The following is a 15,334-nucleotide window of genomic DNA, read 5'->3' on the forward strand; positions in this document are numbered from 1 at the left end:
TGGGGCGGGTCAGTGAGCTCGGAGACGATCGACGTTGTGGGGTGCGAGATGCCGCGGGAGGTCGTCCCCCGGGCCTACCTCGCCGACGGCGGCATCTGGCCCGCCGGCCCCCTCGTCCCCGACGCGCCCCCGGGCGCGCACCTCGGACAGGCCATCGCCGAGGCGCTCAGGGCCGCCATGGAGCGACAGCGTCTGGGCGCCCGCGAACTCTCGCGGCTGACCGGCTCCCAGGTGACCCACCCCACCGTCATGACCGTCCTGCAGGGCAGCCGCCTGCCCTCCGTGCACACCGTCCTACTGCTCGAAGTCGCCCTGAAGGCCCCGCTGTACCCCGCCGGCCTGCACGCCGAACTGGCGGACGGCCAGGAGCCGTAGCGTCCACGCCCGACCGCAGCAGGGGTCGCGGGAGAGCTGCTCGAAACAACAGCCCGGAGTCAGGCCAGGCAGCGGCCCGAACCGGGCGCGCCGGACCCAACCCTGGCCGGTATCCGCCGTCCGCGAATCGCCTCGTACTCAGGCGGTGCCCGTCTGGTCGATCGCGCGGCGCAGTTCCTCGCGGACCCGGCCGAGTGCTTCCTCAGCGTCGATCAGCCCGACCGGCAGCGACGTGCGGAACTCACTGTCGCTGAACGCCGCGGCGGGGGCGAGGGCCTGGCCGCACTCGCTGAGCCACTGCTGGACCGTCCACTCGGAACCCCGCTGCTCGTGGAGGGCGACCACGGCACGCTGGACCTGGTCGATGCGCTCCCCCAGGGAGTACCCCGCCATCCTCTGGGGCCGCCGCAAGCGGATGAGCAGGCTTTCCAGGAACGAGACGGTCTCGCTGGACAGAACCCACAGCCCGGAGGCGAACGCGGTACGAGCGGCGGCGGCCTTCGGGCGGATCGCCGCCGTGAGGCTGGGCGCGGGCATCTCCCAGATGGCATTGGCGTCGCGGCCGGACTGGCTGATCGAGGCGAGGATGCACTCCTTGAGGAGGCCGGCGGCAAGGAGCGGATCGCCCAGGCCGAACTCCCGATCACACCGCAGGCAGCAGAGCTTCCCGATACCGTCCCAGTCCCCGGTGACGAGGAAGCCGCTGGTACTGCCGCAGTAGCGGCATTCGACGGGCACGCTGTCGAATACCGGCGGCGGCTTGGGAAGCGGCCGACCGTAGCAGCTGGCGAAGTCGCGGACGCGACCGTAGCTGGCGTTTTGAGGCGACTTCTGATGGACATTCATCGGCCCGTCAACAGTGATCTTCCAGGCCATCGCGTCTCCATCTCTGGCCCTGCACCGAATTGAGGCCCGCATCCTCGCCACCGTGGAGAGCCCGTCACCATGCTAGCCGTGCAGAGGGGCGGCTGGGCCTGCTTTGGAGCGCCGCAATCGGGCTGGACTCCTCAGCCCAGGTTGAGGTCGATGCTGACCGCGCAGTGATCGGACAGCCCCTCGTCGACCGGTCGGCGGTGGACCTGGTAGCCGGCCACCGCCGGGGCCAGAGCGGGGCTGGCCAAGATCAGGTCCTGGCGGCGCGGTACGTCACCGTCGCCGAACGCAGCGGTGGGAACGTCGGCCTGGCCGGCCATGACGGCCGCGTCGACGAATCCGGCGCGTGCCAGCAGGGCCACCGCGCCGCGGTCACCGACCTCGGCCTCGCCGGGCGGCCGCAGATGGCCGTTGAGCAGATGGGGCGACATCTGTCCCCAGTCGGGTTCGGGGAAGTCTGCACCGATGGCGTTCAGGTCGCCGGCGACCATTGCGTGGCGGCCGGGTGCGGCGAGGACTTCCAGCGGCCCGACCTCCCGGGAGCGGTTACGCGGGTCGAACGGATCGAGGTGCAGGTTGCGCACTTCAAGGGTGATGCCCGGGTGGCCGGGCACCGCGAGGTTCGCCCAGCCCATCGTGTGGTGGTAGCGGGCGCGGTCGTAGTCCTGGGCGAGCACTCGGACGCGGTCGCTGATCATGATCACGGAGTGGAAGCGGTGCCCGCCCGTGGTCTTGTTGGCTCTGGCGAGGTGGCCGGCGGCCATGCCGATGGCGTTGACGGCGCGGTGCAGGCGGCGCCCGCCCAGCAGGTCCCAGAAGTTGCACTCCTGCACCAGCAGCACGTCCGGCCGCAGGCTCCGGAGGAACTCCATCTGCCCGTCCCAGCGCTCCGGTAAGCCGAGGCCGTCGTCGGAGTACCCACCGAACAAGGAGTTGAACGTGACCACGCGCAGCGGCGGGTACCCGGTCACCGGGTACCCGCCGCTGCGGTGTGTTCCAGGACGACGGACAAGGAGCGGGCCTTGTCAGGGCCCTGGCGCCACATCGGCTGGGCCAGCACCGCGTCGTCGTAAATGCCGTGCGCGGCCGGGGAGCAGTCTTCGCGCAGGTCCAGCCAGCAGGCAGCGACCGGGTCGCCCTGGGTGTCACGGCGGTGCCCGGCGCGATCGACCAGGGCGTCGATGCGGGCGACTACGGGCAGGACGCTGTGGGTGTCCGGGTCCGGGGCTGCGAGGGCGCGGACATCGTCGGAGGGCACCTGCTCGACGGGCGTGCCGGTGGCGGCGGCCATGAGGTAGTAGGCCAGGGCGAGGCCAGCGATGCCCTCGGCCCAACGCACAAGGCGGAAGTCACCCTCTTCCCTTTCCCTGTTCTCCTGGGCGTAGAGCGGGAGGATCTCGTTCAAGGCCCGCTCCCATGCCCGCTCCCAACAGGCGGAGCCGCCGGTGCCGCGCCAGCGGACGGCCCGGGCACGCAGGAGGGCGGTGTCGGCCATCGGGAATTCTCCGTTTCGACGACGGGTCTGCTCCGCGCGCGACTGGCGGGAGCGGGGCGGCCTGCGGCCGGAGCCGGGCGAACAGCTCCGGCCGCAGGTGGGCTTGAATCGTGCTGCTGGTGAATCTACTGGGCCCGGCGGTGCGGGGAAGGACGGTTGGTGGTGCGGTCAGACAAAGTGGGCGGGTTCGCCTCTTCGTCGCGGGAAGGGCAGCAGTGCAGAGGTGTTCCTGGACCGACCGTGACAGGGCTGACCGGTGAAGGCAGGACGGGTGCTGGGGCCGGGTCCGGTTGCCGTGGCGCTGCTCAGAACCAGAGCAGCGCCACGGCCTTGTCGTCGGAGACCTTGTAGCGCGGGTGCTTGGCGCCGTCGGGGTCGTCGGTGTGTTCGTACGCCTGGATGCGCTCGGCGACCCGCTGTGGCCCGATGCCGGTGTCGGCGCATGCCTCGACGAGGGCCCCCCAGTTCCACAGGCCGTAGGGTTCGACGCCGGCCTGGACGCCGTCGGTCGCCACCAGCAGGCGCCGCAGCTGCGCCTGCGGCCAGGACCGGACCACCGCGTGGCGGGCGGCGGCCGGGACCGCTTCGGCCACCCAGTACGCCTGCGGGTCGCCAACGCGGTTGATGTGCTGCATCTGGTGCTGGCGCAGCCGCCCGAGCATCTCGCGGTGCTCGGGCGAGGAGAAACCGTGCCCGGCGCGCAGGTGCTCGTACATCCGCTCCATGTCGGGGTGCGGGCGCACCAGGTCTTCCAGCCGGTCGTCGCGCAGGACTTCCACGCTGCCGCTGCCGTCGTGCTGTTGGGCGAGCACGATCGTGTCGCACAGGACCAGGGCGTCGACCATGTGGTCGTCGGGGCGGTGGCGCACGATCGCGACGGTGGCCGCCGGCGATACGCCGGGTGTCAGGGTGTGGGTGCCGGCCACGGTGGTGAGGGCGGCGTGGAGGGTGTCGCGCAGGTCGAGGTGCGGGGTACGGCGGTGGGCGGTGAGGATCTCCTCGCCGAGGGTCTGGGCGTACCAGCCGCCGCGGGGCGTGTCGTCGCTGAGGGTGGAGACGCCGTCGAGGACGACCACCAGGTCGTGGTCGTCGCTGACGAGGACGCGGTCCTCGGAGGGGCGGCTGCCGCCGGGGAGTTCACCGGTGATGACGTGCATGGGGTCCTTCCGTGGGTGTTGAAGATCCAGTGCGAAGAGAGGTTCTTCCGGCAGCGGGGGCAACGCGGCCGGGCAGGGGCGGCAGTTCAGCCGGCGAGGGGGAACTCCTCGACGACGTCCCAGGTGTAGCAGCCCTGCTCGACGTCCTGGCGCTGGTTGACGAGGTGGACCCGGTCGACGGTGATCTCCACCCGCTCGGGCCGCAGGGCCCGCAGGGCCCGGTTGAGCCTCTCGTCGTCGCCGATGTGGTCGCGGGCGTAGGCCAAGGACGTGTGCGGCCAGAACCTGGCCGGCTGGTCGCGGAGGGCGATGCCGGGGACGGCGTCGGCTGCGACCCGCACACGCCGGTTGAGCTCGGCCATGCCGTTCTCCGGATACATGGCCACCGTGATCGCGGTGATGCCCGGCCAGGTCGGGCCGAGCTGGAGCGTGAAGGGAGCCAGGCCCCGCAACTCGCGCCGGCTGACCGCACGCAGTTGGTCCAGCTGCGCGGCGTCACAGGGGTGGTGGATACCCTGGACGGTGGAGTGGAGCCACTGCTCGGGCACCACGCCCAGGCGCTCGCCATACTCGGCGAGCAGGTCGTGGTGGGCGCGCACGAACGCCCGGTAGGCGGGGTAGCGGTCCAGCAGGATGAGGAAGTGGGGGTACGGGCCGCCGCCAGGCCACATCCGGTGGGGGGTGAAGAACGGCTTCATGGCGGTGCTCCTGTTCGGTCGGGAGACGGGCTCGGCGCGGTGATCGTGTGTCAGGGCAGGGCGGCGGGGTCGACGACGACCGGCAGGTGGTCGGAGGCGCTGCGCGCGGCCTCGCTGCGGTGGGTGCGGTAGCAGGCCACGGCGCCGGCGACGGGCCGGGTCGCCAGCACCAGGCCGATCCTGTGCTCCCCCACGGGTCTGGGTCGCCTCGACCGTCCTCCCAGTACCCGACCGTCGCCTCCCATGGCACACCCAGGTGCGCGGCCGGGTTCGCGGTGCCGAGCGTGCCTTCGAGGACCTGGTGCTCAAGGTCATCAGGTGTCTGCTGGGCGTACGGCTCCGCATCGTAGTAGCCCACCGGCCCGCCGTCGTGGGAGCGGGTGGCAGCGGAGATCGAGTTGGCGTGCCGGTCGCCGGGGCGGCACAGGGCGGTGACGGCGTTCTCCCATGGGCCGCCGGGCTCGGTGTCCTGGAGGAGGCCGAGGGCGACGGGGTGGTCGCCGGTGGTGGCTGCGACGAGGGCGGCGTGGATGGAGGCACACAGGGGGTGCGGGCGGAACATCGGGCTCACGGGGCGCTGCCGCTCGGGGCGGCCGACGGCTTGACGAGGTGAACGGGAGCCCAGTCCCAGGGCAGCGGACGGCCGGTCAGGAGGGTGTCGAGGCGGTGCTCCGCCTCGTGGCGGGCTTCGGGGCGAATGCGGTCGGCCCAGTCGAGGTAGAACAGGGCCGAGTTGACGCCCATGATCGGCACCAGCAGCTCGTACATCCCCGGGTCGGCTTCGGCGATGTCGTAGCCGTACCCGCCCACCCACTCCTCGTGCTCCTGGGGGTCTTTGCCGAAGACGGCCCGGGCGAAGGCGCTGGCGGCCTGGTCCCAGGCGGGGTCCCCGAGACCGAAGGTCTCCAGATCGAGGAGCGCCGCGTCCCCGTCCTCGGGAAGGGCGGCGTTGGTAACGGTGATGTCGCCGTGCGTCAGGCAGAGTTCAGACCGGCGCGCTTGGTGGTAGCTGTCGGCGGCGGTGGTGAGGAAGCGGCGCAGACCGACGCGGCCGGTGTCTGAGACGGCGCTCGGGCGCAGTCGGTCCAGACGCGCGTACGCGCGGGCGACCTTGTCCACGCGGACGATGTCGAGCCTGGCCGGCCGCGGGAGGAGGTGGAGGCGGCGGAGGAGAGCGCCGTGCTGGCGCTGGCTGGGGTGGTCCGGCCCCAAGTCCTTGGTGAAGTCGACCAAGTGGCCGCGAACCACGCTGATGCGTCCGACCGGCGCGGCGGTGGGGAAGTCGGCGGCCAGCAGGGCGTCCGCTGTACGGGCTTGGCGTGCCACGTCGGAGTAGTGGGTGGAGCGGCTGTGGACTTTGCCGACCAGGCCGCTGTTGGGCAGGCGGAAGACCCAGTTCCGGGCGTTGTGCAGCAGTTCGGCGCCGTCCGGGTCGAACCCCTGGTCCAGGGCCGCGTCGGTGAGCGCCTGCCGGGCGGTGTCGGCAGGATCCGGAGCCTCGGCCGTGCGAAGGGGAACGGACAGGGAGCTGGTCATCGAGGTCCTTCGGGGGCTGGGTGGAGAAGGTGTTCCCGGCCGGTGTCCGGAGGTGGGGCTGCTGTCGTCCTCCGGACGGGGGCGACAAGCGGTGGTGGTTGCCGGCGCGGTACCGCGGGCAGGTCGAGTACGCCGTTGACGGCCGCGGCGACGACGCCGTCGAAGGTGCTGGAGACGCCGAGCTTTCGGCGCAGCAGCCGCAGGCGGTAGGCGTGTGCGTCGGGGGTGAGGCCAAGGTGGTGCGCGGCCTCGTAGCGGTGCAGTCCCGTCGCGGCCAGCGCCAGCGCGCAGGTCTCCCGGTCGGTCAGGGTGGGCGGGTTCGGCCACCACGGGGCGAGGTCCTCGGGCAAGACGATGCGGTGCGCCAGCCCGACCAGCGCGGCCAGCAGCGGGGTGCGGGTGCCGAGGCGGTCGTAGATCCGCCTCATCCGCCACCGCAGCGAGTCGGGCGCGATGTGCAGCTGCGCGCAGGTCTGCCGGTGCGGAGAGCCGCTGGCGAAGAGGCGGAAGGCGTCGGCGTATGGCGTCGACCAGCCGGTCGGCTCCGGCGCGGCGGCGACGGCTGCCTCGAACCGCTGCGCGGCCAGCGGCCAGCGCCGTCGCCGCCTCGACCTGCCGCACGCACGCGGCTTCGCCGCCCGTCACCGGTCCTCGGCTCCGTTCAGCCGCCGGGCCAGGCGCCGGACGTCCGCGGTGAGGCCGAGCGCCTTGTACACGGCGTGCGAGGCGTTGAACCAGATCGCGGCGCCCTTCTCGTCTCCGGCGCGCCGGGCGGCCTGGCCGTGCAGTTCCATCACCCACGCGGTCCAGCGGTGCGCTCCGGCACCGGAGAACTCGTACAGCGCGCGGGAGATGTGGGCGGTGGCCTCCGGGCGTCCGCCGGCCACCGAGTGGGCTTCGCCGAGGTAGCCCAGGGCCCGGCCGGCGGTCACCGGGTCGCGCTCCGGGAGGGTGCCGAGGAGTTGCAGGGCTTCCTTGAGCAGCTCGATGGCGGCGGTGGGGTTGTCCAGGGCGGTGCGGGCGGAGCCGAGGAGGATCAGGACGAGCACCAGGTCCTGGGAGGGACCGAGCGGGCGCAGCCGGTCCTGGGCTTCCTCCAGGTGGACCTCGGCGGCGGACCACCGTCCGGCGGCGTGGTGGCAGGCGCCGATGCCGTGGGTGTGCCGCGCGATGCTGGCCGCGTCCTTGTTGGCGGTGGCGATGCGGCGGGCCTGTTGCAGGTGGGTGATCGCCAGGTCGTAGCGGCCCTTGTCGAGGTAGTCCGCGGCCAGGACCTGGAGGATGGTGTGCTCGGCGGCCCGGTCCCGGCATTCCTTGGCGGCCATCAGGCCCAGCGTGTGGACGGAGATGCGCAGGTCGCGGTGGCGGAGCAGGTACTCGTGCGCGGTGAAGGCGGTGGTGAGGGCGAGGGCAGCGGTGTCCTCGCGGGCTTCCAGGGCGGTGGTGAGCACGGCGGGCAGGTAGGCGGCCGTTGCCTCCATCCAGGTGCGGGCGTCCTGTTCGGAGGTCAGCTGCCGGGCCTGGAAGGGCTGGTGGCGGCGGGTGTGCGGACGCGGGCGGTGGTCGGGGGTGAGCAGGCGGGCGGCCTGGTCGGCGGTGTCGAGCTGGGCGTCCAGGTAGCGCCCGAGGGCCTGGGCCCCGGTCTTCGACAAGGCGGGGCCGAGGGCCTGGGCGGCGGCGCCGCGCTCCAGGGTGTGGAGGGTGCTGCTGCCGGGGACGGTGGTCAGCAGTCCCCGGGTGGTGAGGGAGCGCGCCAGGGCCTCGGTCAGGTGGGGCGGGGTGCGGGTCGCCGCGAGGGCGTTGGGCAGGTCGAGGTGCGACGGCAGGTGGGCGAGGGCGGCCAGCAGGTTCTGCTCGTCGGCGCTGAGGTCGTCGGTCAACGGGGAACTCCGTGAATCGGTCGAGGGCGCGGGGCCGCCTCCGCTCGGCGGCGGGGCGGCCGGCGGAAAGGTCGCCGCGGGGTCCGGCTAGGTGGCGGCGGCCAGGGTGGCGGTGGCGAGGCCGATCGCTTCGTCGATGCGGCGCTCGGTCCTGGCCGGCGGCGGTTTGGTGCCGAGGCCGGCGGCGTCGGTGAGGCGGGTGAGCGCGTCCCGGTTCTTCTCGTCCAGGTGCTGGGCGAGGCGGTGTTCGAGGAGGGCGGCGGCGCTGTAGCCGTCCCCGGACCTCTTGACCCAGTCGGCGGCGTAGCGGTGCAGACCGCAGGCCGGTCTGCCCGCTGCCGCGGCCGTGTCCACGAGGGCGAGCCACAGTTCGGTGTCCCACAAAGGGTCGCGGGAGCGGGGTGTGATCGCGTCGTGGGTGGTGAACATCCGATCGAGCATCTGCTCGTCGGGCGTGTCCTGGCCGATCAGCGCGCACAGGACGCGCAGCACCTCCGCGACGACGCGCTCCCACGGGGTGGTGGGGCGGGTGTCGTCGATCAGGTGCCGGGCCAGGTCCGGGTGGCCCTGGACGGCCATGGCGATGACGGCGATCTGGCGGGCGTAGAGCAGGCCGGACTGCGGGCTGGCCCCGCGGGCGGTCTTGGTGTGGAGGTGGGCCTGTTCCCAGTGGCCCTGGAGGGCCAGGGCGCGGGCGCCGTGCTCGGCCTGGGCGGCGGCCCACCAGTTGCCGACGTTCTCGCGGTCGCCGTCGTCATCGGTGATCCGGGCCAGCGGCAGCGGCCCGTGGGGCAGTGCGGCGGCGTCGTCCTCGGCCAGGGCCCGCGTGATCTCGGCGCACAGGGCCAGGGCGTCCTCGGCCCGGCGGGCGCGCACCAGCAGGGCCGCGGCCGTGCTCTGCGGCGCCAGCGCCTGCCGGGCCGTCTCCGCGCTCAGCGGCCGGCGCGCGGCCCACAGCCGGGTGTGTTCCGCGCTCAGCTCAAGGGCCTGCGGCAGGCGGCCGAGGTCGGCCAGCAGCACGGCGGCCTGGTGCAGGACGGTGCCGGCGGTGGTCGCAGACTTCCCTCTGGAGGCGCGGCGGGCGCGGGCGTGCAGGTCGGTGACCCGCTGGTGCAGCGGGGGCGCGGCCCACCTGGTGCGGGGGGTCAGCGGGAGGCGGGCGAGCAGGTCGGCCACCGGCCCGTGCGGCGGGGTCACGAGGTGGTGCCTCCTGTGCTGGATGGGTCGGCGGGCCGGGGCCGGCTGCCCGTCCCCACCGCAGCGGTGATGGCTTCGGCGGCCAGGGCGAGGGCGTGGATGAGCTGGTCGTCGAGGTGGGGCGGCAGCGCGCCTGCTCCCAGCCCCGCCCGCTGGGCGATCGAGGCCAGCTCCGTGCGGTCGTTGTCCGGGAGTCGGGCGGCGAGGGGGTGGTGCAGCAGGGCGCGGGCGCCGTACCCGTCGCCGGCCGCGAGCGCCCAGTCGGTGGCGGTCGCGTAGAACCAGTCGGCGGTCGGCGGCGTGTCCGCGGCGGTGCACAGGTCGACGCAGACCAGGGCCAGCTCGGTGTCGAACTCGGGGCTGTTGCCCGGCTGGTAGGTCTCGTGGGCCTCGCACAGCGTGGTGACCTGGTCGGCGAGCGCGCGCTCGGCCCGGGGTCCGGTCAGGGTGCAGGCGAGGTGGAGCGCGGCGGCGACGACGTGCTCCCAGGGGGTGTGGCGGTCGAGCCGGGTCCTGGCCAGCCGCACCGCGGCGATCTCGGGCTGGCCGCCGACGGCGAGGGCGATCGTCGCCAGCTGCAGCGCGGCGCCCGGACCGGGCGGCGGGGCCGGGTCGGCCAGCAGGGTGCCCCGGGCCCGCTCCCAGTCGCCGTTGCGCGCCAGCGCGCGGGCCAGGGGCAGCAGGGAGGCGTCCTCCCACCAGTCGTAGAGGTCGCCGCGGTCTCGGCCGGTGGCGCTCAGGCCGGCCAGCGGCAGGAGCCCGACGCCGGCCGTCTCGGCGTCCGTGCCGGTCCCGATCGCCCGCAGGATCTCCTCCAGCAGCGCGATGGCGGTGCCGGGCCGGCCCTCGCGGACCAGGAGGTCGGCGTGGGTGAGCTGCGACGTCAGCGCGCACATGGCGAGTCGGGCGTCCAGCGGGCGGTGCTGGAGGACCCGGGCGGTGTGGAGGTTGCACACCGCGTACGCTGAGCCCGGCAGCCCCAGGTCGAAGTACAGCTGCGCGGCGCGGCGGTGGACCTCGCCGGCCAGCCCCGCCTCCGCCCGGTCGACGGCGCGGCGGGCGAGGGCGGCCACCTCCTCGACCCGCTCCGGCAGCGGCGGCGCCACCCGCGCGGTCGCGCCGGGGGTGAGGGGGAAGCGGGCGAGCGCGGCGCCGAGGGGGCCGGCGGGCGCGGCGGCGGTCACCGGCTCACCTGCCCGGTGAGCTGCGCCGCCCGGGACAAGGTGGTGACCTGGAATGGCGGCGAGAACGGGCGGGTGGCCTGCTCGGGGAGTGCCACCCGCGCCGCCGGGCGGCGGCCCAGGCGCAGGGCGGCGTCGACCTGCGCCCACATGCTGAACGCCTGCGGGTAGTTGCCCAGGTGGCGGCGGGCGCGGGGGTCGTACTCCTCGGCGAGCAGCCCCAGGTCGCTGCGCAGGGCCAGCAGCCGCTCGAACAGCTGGTCCGCCTCGTCGTCGCGGCCGATGGCCGCCAGCGCCTCGGCGAGCCAGAACGAGCAGGCCAGGAACGCGCCTTCGTGCCCGGCCAGGCCGTCCACGTTCGCGGCGGCGCTCCGGCCGGTGGCGTACCGCAGGACCAGGCCGTCCTCGGTGAGGCCCTGCTGGACGGCCTCGACGGTGGCGATGACGCGCTTGTCGTCGCCGGGGAGGAAGCCGACCAGCGGGATCAGCAGCAGGGCGGCGTCCAGGGTCCGGCCGCCGTAGTACTGGGTGAACACGCCATGCTCGTCGACGCCGCGCTCGCACACGTCCGCGTGGATCTCCTCGCGCAGGCCCTCCAGGTGGAGCAGCAGGGCGGGGTCGGCGTCGGGGCGGCGCCGGAGCAGGCGCACGGTGCGGTCGACGGCCACCCAGCACATGACCTTGGAGTGGGTGAAGTGCCGGGCCCGGCCGCGGATCTCCCAGATCCCCTCGTCCGCTTCGCGCCAGCGGCGCTCCACCTGCCCCGCCAGGGCCAGCAGCAGGGCGTCGAGCCGCGGGTCGGCGGGCAGTCCGGCGTCCTCGGCCAGCAGCAGGGCGTCGGCGAGTTCGCCGTACACGTCGAGCTGGAGCTGCTTGGCGGCGCCGTTGCCGATGCGTACCGGCCGGGAGTCCTCGTAGCCGGGCAGGTGGTCCAGCACCCGCTCGGTGAGGTCTGTGCCGCCGTCGAGGCGGTAGATCGGCTGCAGGTGCTCGGGGTCGAGGTGCTCCAGGAGCCAGTCGCGCCAGCGCCGGGCCTCCTCGGTGAGGCCCAGGCGCAGCAGGCAGGCGATGGTCAGCGAGGCGTCGCGCAGCCAGGTGTACCGGTAGTCCCAGCAGCGTTCGCCGCCGATCTCCTCGGGCAGGGAGGTGGTCGGCGCGGCGACGATGCCGCCGCCGGGGTGGCACATCGCCGCCAAGGTGAGGGCGGCGCGCACCACCGCCTCCCGGTGGGGGCCGCGGTAGGTGCACCCGCGCGCCCACGCCTCCCAGTGCTGCACGGTCGCGGCCAGCTCGGCGAAGGCGTCCGGCCGGGCGGGAGCGGGGGCCGAGCGGCTGGTGGGGCCCCAGGTGAGGGCGAAAGCGGAACTCTGGCCGGCGGTGAGGGTGAAGTCGGCGCGGCACACCCGGTCGCGGTTGACCGAGTGGTCGTGGTCGCTGTGCAGCCAGTAGGTGTCGTCCCCGGCGGTCGCCTCCAGCCACGGGGCGCCGGAGGTGGCCCGCTGGATGATGGGCGCGGTGGCACCGTAGTCGGCGCGGGGCCGGTAGACGGAGGCGGCGTGCACCACGCCGCTCACGCACTCGACGATCCGCACGATCCTCGGCGCGACCACGCCGAGGCTGTCGGGCGCGGGCATGAGGTCCGTGACGGCCAGGGTGCCGCTGGGAGTGTCGTACTCGCTGCGCAGGACGAGGGTGTCGCCCAGGTACTGGCGGCGGTCGGCGACCGGCGGCGGCCCATCCGGGACGGCCGGCCCGACGCGCCAGTAGCCGTGCGCGGGCGTCCCGAGCAGGGAGGTGAACAGCGGCGGGGAGTCGAAGTCGGGCAGGCACGCCCAGGTGATGGTCCCGTTCGGGAGGACCAGGGCGGCCGAGGCCGTGTTGCCGAGGAGCGCGTGGTCCTCGATCAGGTACGGGGTCGTGGCGCGGAGCATGGAAGTCCTTGCATGGGCAGGTGGGTGATGGGCGGTCAGCTCCGGGCCGGAGCGGCTTCGAGTTCGGCGAGGGCGGCGTGGACGGTGGCCGCGAGGGTGTCGGCGACGGGCAGCCACGGCAGCCGGCGCTCCAGCTCGCCGCGTAGGGCCTGCTGCTCGGGGTCGGCCGGGTCGCTGCCGAAGACCACGGCGGTGCCCGGCTCGGCGAGCAGCCCGGCCGTGTAGACGGACAGGACCCGGTCGGCGCTGATCGGGTTCCAGAACAGGACGACGTCGCACTTGGGGACGTTGCGGTCCTGCCAGCCGAAGGGCCTCCACGCGTCGTACGGGCTGCCGGTGGGGGTGAGCGAGGGCCGGGGGTTGAGCACCGTGCCGGTCCAGCGCAGCTCCCGCAGCAGGCGGACCACGTGGATCTGCCAGTCGGGGCACCCGGCGGTCTTGCCGAACAGGTAGATCGACGGACTGCCGTCGGGGAGGAACGGGGCCGGGGCCTCGATGTACCGGGGACCGACACGGACCGCTCTCGCCCCGTTTGCGGGGGCGGTCATCGGGGCCGCTCGGGAGGAGACAGGGGGGTAGTAGTCATGGCCATCAGCGGTTTCGGTAGACGCGGGTGCGGCCCTGACCCGGACGGCCGCCATGGGTTTCGTGCTGGTGGTGCAGGGTGGTGAAGGCTTGCGGTGCTCGGCGGCGGGAGAGCCCGTCGGCGGCCGCCGCCGCAGTCAGGGCACCCGCCGCGAACAGGCCCAGCCAGGCCGGCTGCGCCCGGTCGCGGTGCTCGACGAGGAACATCCCGGCGCTGCCGGTGCCCGTGCCGAGGAGGAAGCAGACGATCGCCGTCGCGGCGCGGCGGGCGGTGCGGGGCGCTTTCACGCGGCACTCGCCCTGTCCCGGGTGGCGGTCAGCGGCTCGTCGGGCCAGCCCGGCATGACCGCGGACAGTCGCACCACGCCGTTCAGCACGGCCGCGGCGGCCAGCTGGGTGCGGCCGGCGGCACCGAGCTGCTGGGCGATCGTCTTGACATAGGTGCGCAGGGTCGCCGGGGCGACGCCCAGCTCCTGGCTGATCTCCCGCTCGTCGGCCCCGGCGACGAGCGCGTCGAGGACCTGCCGGTACCGAGGGGTCAGGTGCGGGCGTCCGGCGAGCGCGGTGCCCGGCCGGGCGGTGACGATCCCGCAGGCCGCAGCCCAGGCCGCCAGGTGGACAGTGTTCCTCGTACCGGTGGCGGCGTGCAGGCCGGCGATGGCGGCGTCGACGTTGTCGAGGCCGAGCTGTGCGCGAAGAGTGCTGCGGGTGGTACCGGCGACGACGTGCCTCACCAGGGCAACCTGGTCGGCGTCGAGGTCGTGGGCGGGCTGTCCGATGGACACGAGAGGCTCCTTGCCGGGTGAGGGGTGTCAGACGGTGGTGTCGAGGCGGGTGAGCAGGCGCTCGGCCAGGGCGGGTGCCCGGTGGGTGCCGACGACCAGGACCACGTCGCCGTCCTTCGCATGGCCGGCGACGATCTCCTCGGCGCTCTGTGAGCTCGGACCGGTGCGGACGGTGTGCACCCGCTCGGCGGGCAGGCCCTTGCGGGCCGCCGCCACCACCGCCTCCAGCGGGTCCTCGACGTCGAGCACCGGCATCCCCGCGGCCACCGGCAGCAGCACGGCACGGTGGCCGCGGTCCAGCGCCGCGCCGAGGAAGTCCGCCTGGGCGCGGGTACGGACGTAGCCGTCCGGCTCCAGCACCGTGATCACACTGCCCCGGCCGGCGAGTTCGCCCGCGGCCTGCAGGTCGCGGGCGACCTCGGAGACGTGGCGGGCCCGGGAGCGCACGACGCTGACCCCGCCCCGGGTGCCGAGGTGCTGCATCGACCCCTCGACGCCGCCGAAGCCGGCCAGGCGCTGGGCGAGGGCGTCGGGGTCCTCGCCCAGGACGAGGGCGGTGGCCACCGCGCAGACGACCGTCACCGCGTGGTGCAGCCCGGTGGCAGGCACCACCGACCGGAACCTGCTGCTCCCGTGACGCAGTTCGGCCCAGTAGGTGCCGACGGCGGTCTTCTCCAGGTCGGTGATCCGCACGCCGCAGCGGGAGGACGGGCCGACGGTGACCACCTGCGGGCCCGGCCGCTCGGCCAGCCGCTCGCGCATAAGCACCAGCGGCTTGTTCCACCACGACAGGTCCGGGACGAGAAGGGTGCGCGCGGTGCGGGCCTGGTGCTCGGCCATGGCCAGCGCCGCGGGCAGGTCCTCGTGGTGCGGGGAGTTCGGGTCGACGGCGGTGATCAGCATCGCGGCGGGCGCCAGGGTAGGGCGGGAGACGGCCCCGGGGGACAGCCGCACCGGGGCGGTGGGGGACGTCTCGTGGGTGCCGGTGTCGGGCGAGAGGTCGGCGACCAGGCGCGCGGTGCCGTGGTGCCCGGCCGGTGCGCCGAGCGCGGGGGTGTTGAGGATCCAGCCGGTGCGGCCGTCGTCGAGGAGGTGGGCGAGGGCGGCAGCGGCCGTCGCGGTGCTGTGGCTTCCCCACACTGCCGCCAGCGTGCCGCCGCTGAACCCGGCGCCGGCCAGCGCGAGGGCGTGGGTGCGGGCGAGCACCGGAACCCGCTGCGAGACGGCCGCGTCCAGCTCGGGGTGCGGGCCGACGACCGCCCGCGACCACACCACCGACCCCAACTCCCCGACCTGCTCCGGTGCCAGGCGCTCCGTCACGCTCACCCCGGCCTTCCGGAGCCGGTCGGCGACGTGCCCGCGCACCTGGTCGGGGCGGGCGCTGCCGCTGACCCGGGCGCCGCGCGCGGCCAGGTGCAGGGCCAGGCCCTCCATGCCCGGGTCGGTGACGCCGGCCAGGTGCACCGCGGACAGGGCCGCGGGAAGACCGGCGGGGTCGGGCTCCGCACCGGGGTCGGGCTCCGCACCAGTGGCGGTGGTCAGGGTGGGGGCGGTGGCCATGCTGCTCTCCAACGTGCTGAACAAGGGGAAGGGGGTGGTCCGGCCCGGCCGGGCCGCCGGGGAGGTGCGCGGCCGGGCCGG

At 74.3% G+C, this 15,334-nt stretch carries 17 protein-coding genes; 1 reads left to right on the plus strand and 16 read right to left on the minus strand.

Going from position 1 to position 15,334, the window contains the following annotated elements; translation table 11 throughout:
* Positions 1 to 12: 12 nt before the first annotated feature.
* Positions 13 to 375 carry a helix-turn-helix transcriptional regulator gene (locus HUT16_RS17075; protein ID WP_176189022.1) on the plus strand — a complete coding sequence of 121 codons (363 nt, stop codon included), beginning with the start codon at positions 13 to 15 and terminating at the stop codon, positions 373 to 375.
* 138 nt (positions 376 to 513) lie between these two features.
* On the opposite strand, the gene HUT16_RS17080 is transcribed toward HUT16_RS17075, so the two are convergent.
* From HUT16_RS17080 to HUT16_RS17155, 16 genes are all read right to left on the minus strand, one after another.
* Positions 514 to 1,251, minus strand: coding sequence for a hypothetical protein (locus HUT16_RS17080; protein ID WP_176189023.1), 738 nt, complete (start codon positions 1,249 to 1,251; stop codon positions 514 to 516).
* A gap of 131 nt (positions 1,252 to 1,382) precedes the next feature.
* Positions 1,383 to 2,219, minus strand: a complete 837-nt coding sequence (locus tag HUT16_RS17085) for an endonuclease/exonuclease/phosphatase family protein (protein ID WP_176189024.1) — start codon at positions 2,217 to 2,219, stop codon at positions 1,383 to 1,385.
* A complete protein-coding gene (locus tag HUT16_RS17090) occupies positions 2,216 to 2,743 on the minus strand; it encodes a hypothetical protein (protein ID WP_176189025.1) in 528 nt (175 codons plus the stop codon). The genes HUT16_RS17085 and HUT16_RS17090 overlap by 4 nt, the downstream gene beginning before the upstream one ends.
* Positions 2,744 to 3,048: 305 nt before the next feature.
* On the minus strand, positions 3,049 to 3,900 hold the full coding sequence (locus HUT16_RS17095; protein WP_176189026.1) for a hypothetical protein: 852 nt from the start codon (positions 3,898 to 3,900) through the stop codon (positions 3,049 to 3,051).
* 86 nt (positions 3,901 to 3,986) lie between these two features.
* Positions 3,987 to 4,598, minus strand: coding sequence for a 2'-5' RNA ligase family protein (locus HUT16_RS17100; RefSeq protein WP_176189027.1), 612 nt, complete (start codon positions 4,596 to 4,598; stop codon positions 3,987 to 3,989).
* A 50-nt stretch (positions 4,599 to 4,648) separates the two neighbouring features.
* Entirely contained in the window at positions 4,649 to 4,792 is a 144-nt protein-coding gene (locus tag HUT16_RS17105) for a hypothetical protein (protein ID WP_176189028.1), read from the minus strand.
* Positions 4,793 to 5,165: 373 nt separating this feature from the next.
* A complete protein-coding gene (locus HUT16_RS17110) occupies positions 5,166 to 6,134 on the minus strand; it encodes a phosphotransferase family protein (RefSeq protein ID WP_176189029.1) in 969 nt (322 codons plus the stop codon).
* A complete protein-coding gene (locus tag HUT16_RS17115; protein ID WP_176189030.1) occupies positions 6,131 to 6,562 on the minus strand; it encodes a hypothetical protein in 432 nt (143 codons plus the stop codon). Before HUT16_RS17115 ends, HUT16_RS17110 begins: the two co-directional genes overlap by 4 nt.
* Positions 6,563 to 6,775: 213 nt before the next feature.
* Positions 6,776 to 8,014: a tetratricopeptide repeat protein gene (locus HUT16_RS17120; protein WP_176189031.1), complete on the minus strand. Its 1,239-nt coding sequence runs from the start codon at positions 8,012 to 8,014 to the stop codon at positions 6,776 to 6,778.
* Between the two features lie 87 nt (positions 8,015 to 8,101).
* Positions 8,102 to 9,211, minus strand: coding sequence for a hypothetical protein (locus HUT16_RS17125; RefSeq protein WP_176189032.1), 1,110 nt, complete (start codon positions 9,209 to 9,211; stop codon positions 8,102 to 8,104).
* Positions 9,208 to 10,395, minus strand: a complete 1,188-nt coding sequence (locus HUT16_RS17130) for a hypothetical protein (RefSeq protein WP_176189033.1) — start codon at positions 10,393 to 10,395, stop codon at positions 9,208 to 9,210. Before HUT16_RS17130 ends, HUT16_RS17125 begins: the two co-directional genes overlap by 4 nt.
* Positions 10,392 to 12,323, minus strand: coding sequence for a glycoside hydrolase family 15 protein (locus HUT16_RS17135; RefSeq protein ID WP_176189034.1), 1,932 nt, complete (start codon positions 12,321 to 12,323; stop codon positions 10,392 to 10,394). Before HUT16_RS17135 ends, HUT16_RS17130 begins: the two co-directional genes overlap by 4 nt.
* Positions 12,324 to 12,358: 35 nt before the next feature.
* On the minus strand, positions 12,359 to 12,871 hold the full coding sequence (locus HUT16_RS17140; protein WP_176189035.1) for a hypothetical protein: 513 nt from the start codon (positions 12,869 to 12,871) through the stop codon (positions 12,359 to 12,361).
* 43 nt (positions 12,872 to 12,914) lie between these two features.
* Positions 12,915 to 13,196: a hypothetical protein gene (locus HUT16_RS17145; RefSeq protein WP_176189036.1), complete on the minus strand. Its 282-nt coding sequence runs from the start codon at positions 13,194 to 13,196 to the stop codon at positions 12,915 to 12,917.
* Positions 13,193 to 13,693, minus strand: coding sequence for a helix-turn-helix transcriptional regulator (locus HUT16_RS17150; RefSeq protein WP_176189037.1), 501 nt, complete (start codon positions 13,691 to 13,693; stop codon positions 13,193 to 13,195). The genes HUT16_RS17145 and HUT16_RS17150 overlap by 4 nt, the downstream gene beginning before the upstream one ends.
* Before the next feature lie 27 nt (positions 13,694 to 13,720).
* Positions 13,721 to 15,253: a Mur ligase domain-containing protein gene (locus HUT16_RS17155; RefSeq protein ID WP_176189038.1), complete on the minus strand. Its 1,533-nt coding sequence runs from the start codon at positions 15,251 to 15,253 to the stop codon at positions 13,721 to 13,723.
* Between the last annotated feature and the right edge of the window lie 81 nt (positions 15,254 to 15,334).

Source organism: Kitasatospora sp. NA04385, assembly GCF_013364235.1.
Taxonomy (GTDB): Bacteria; Actinomycetota; Actinomycetes; order Streptomycetales; family Streptomycetaceae; genus Kitasatospora.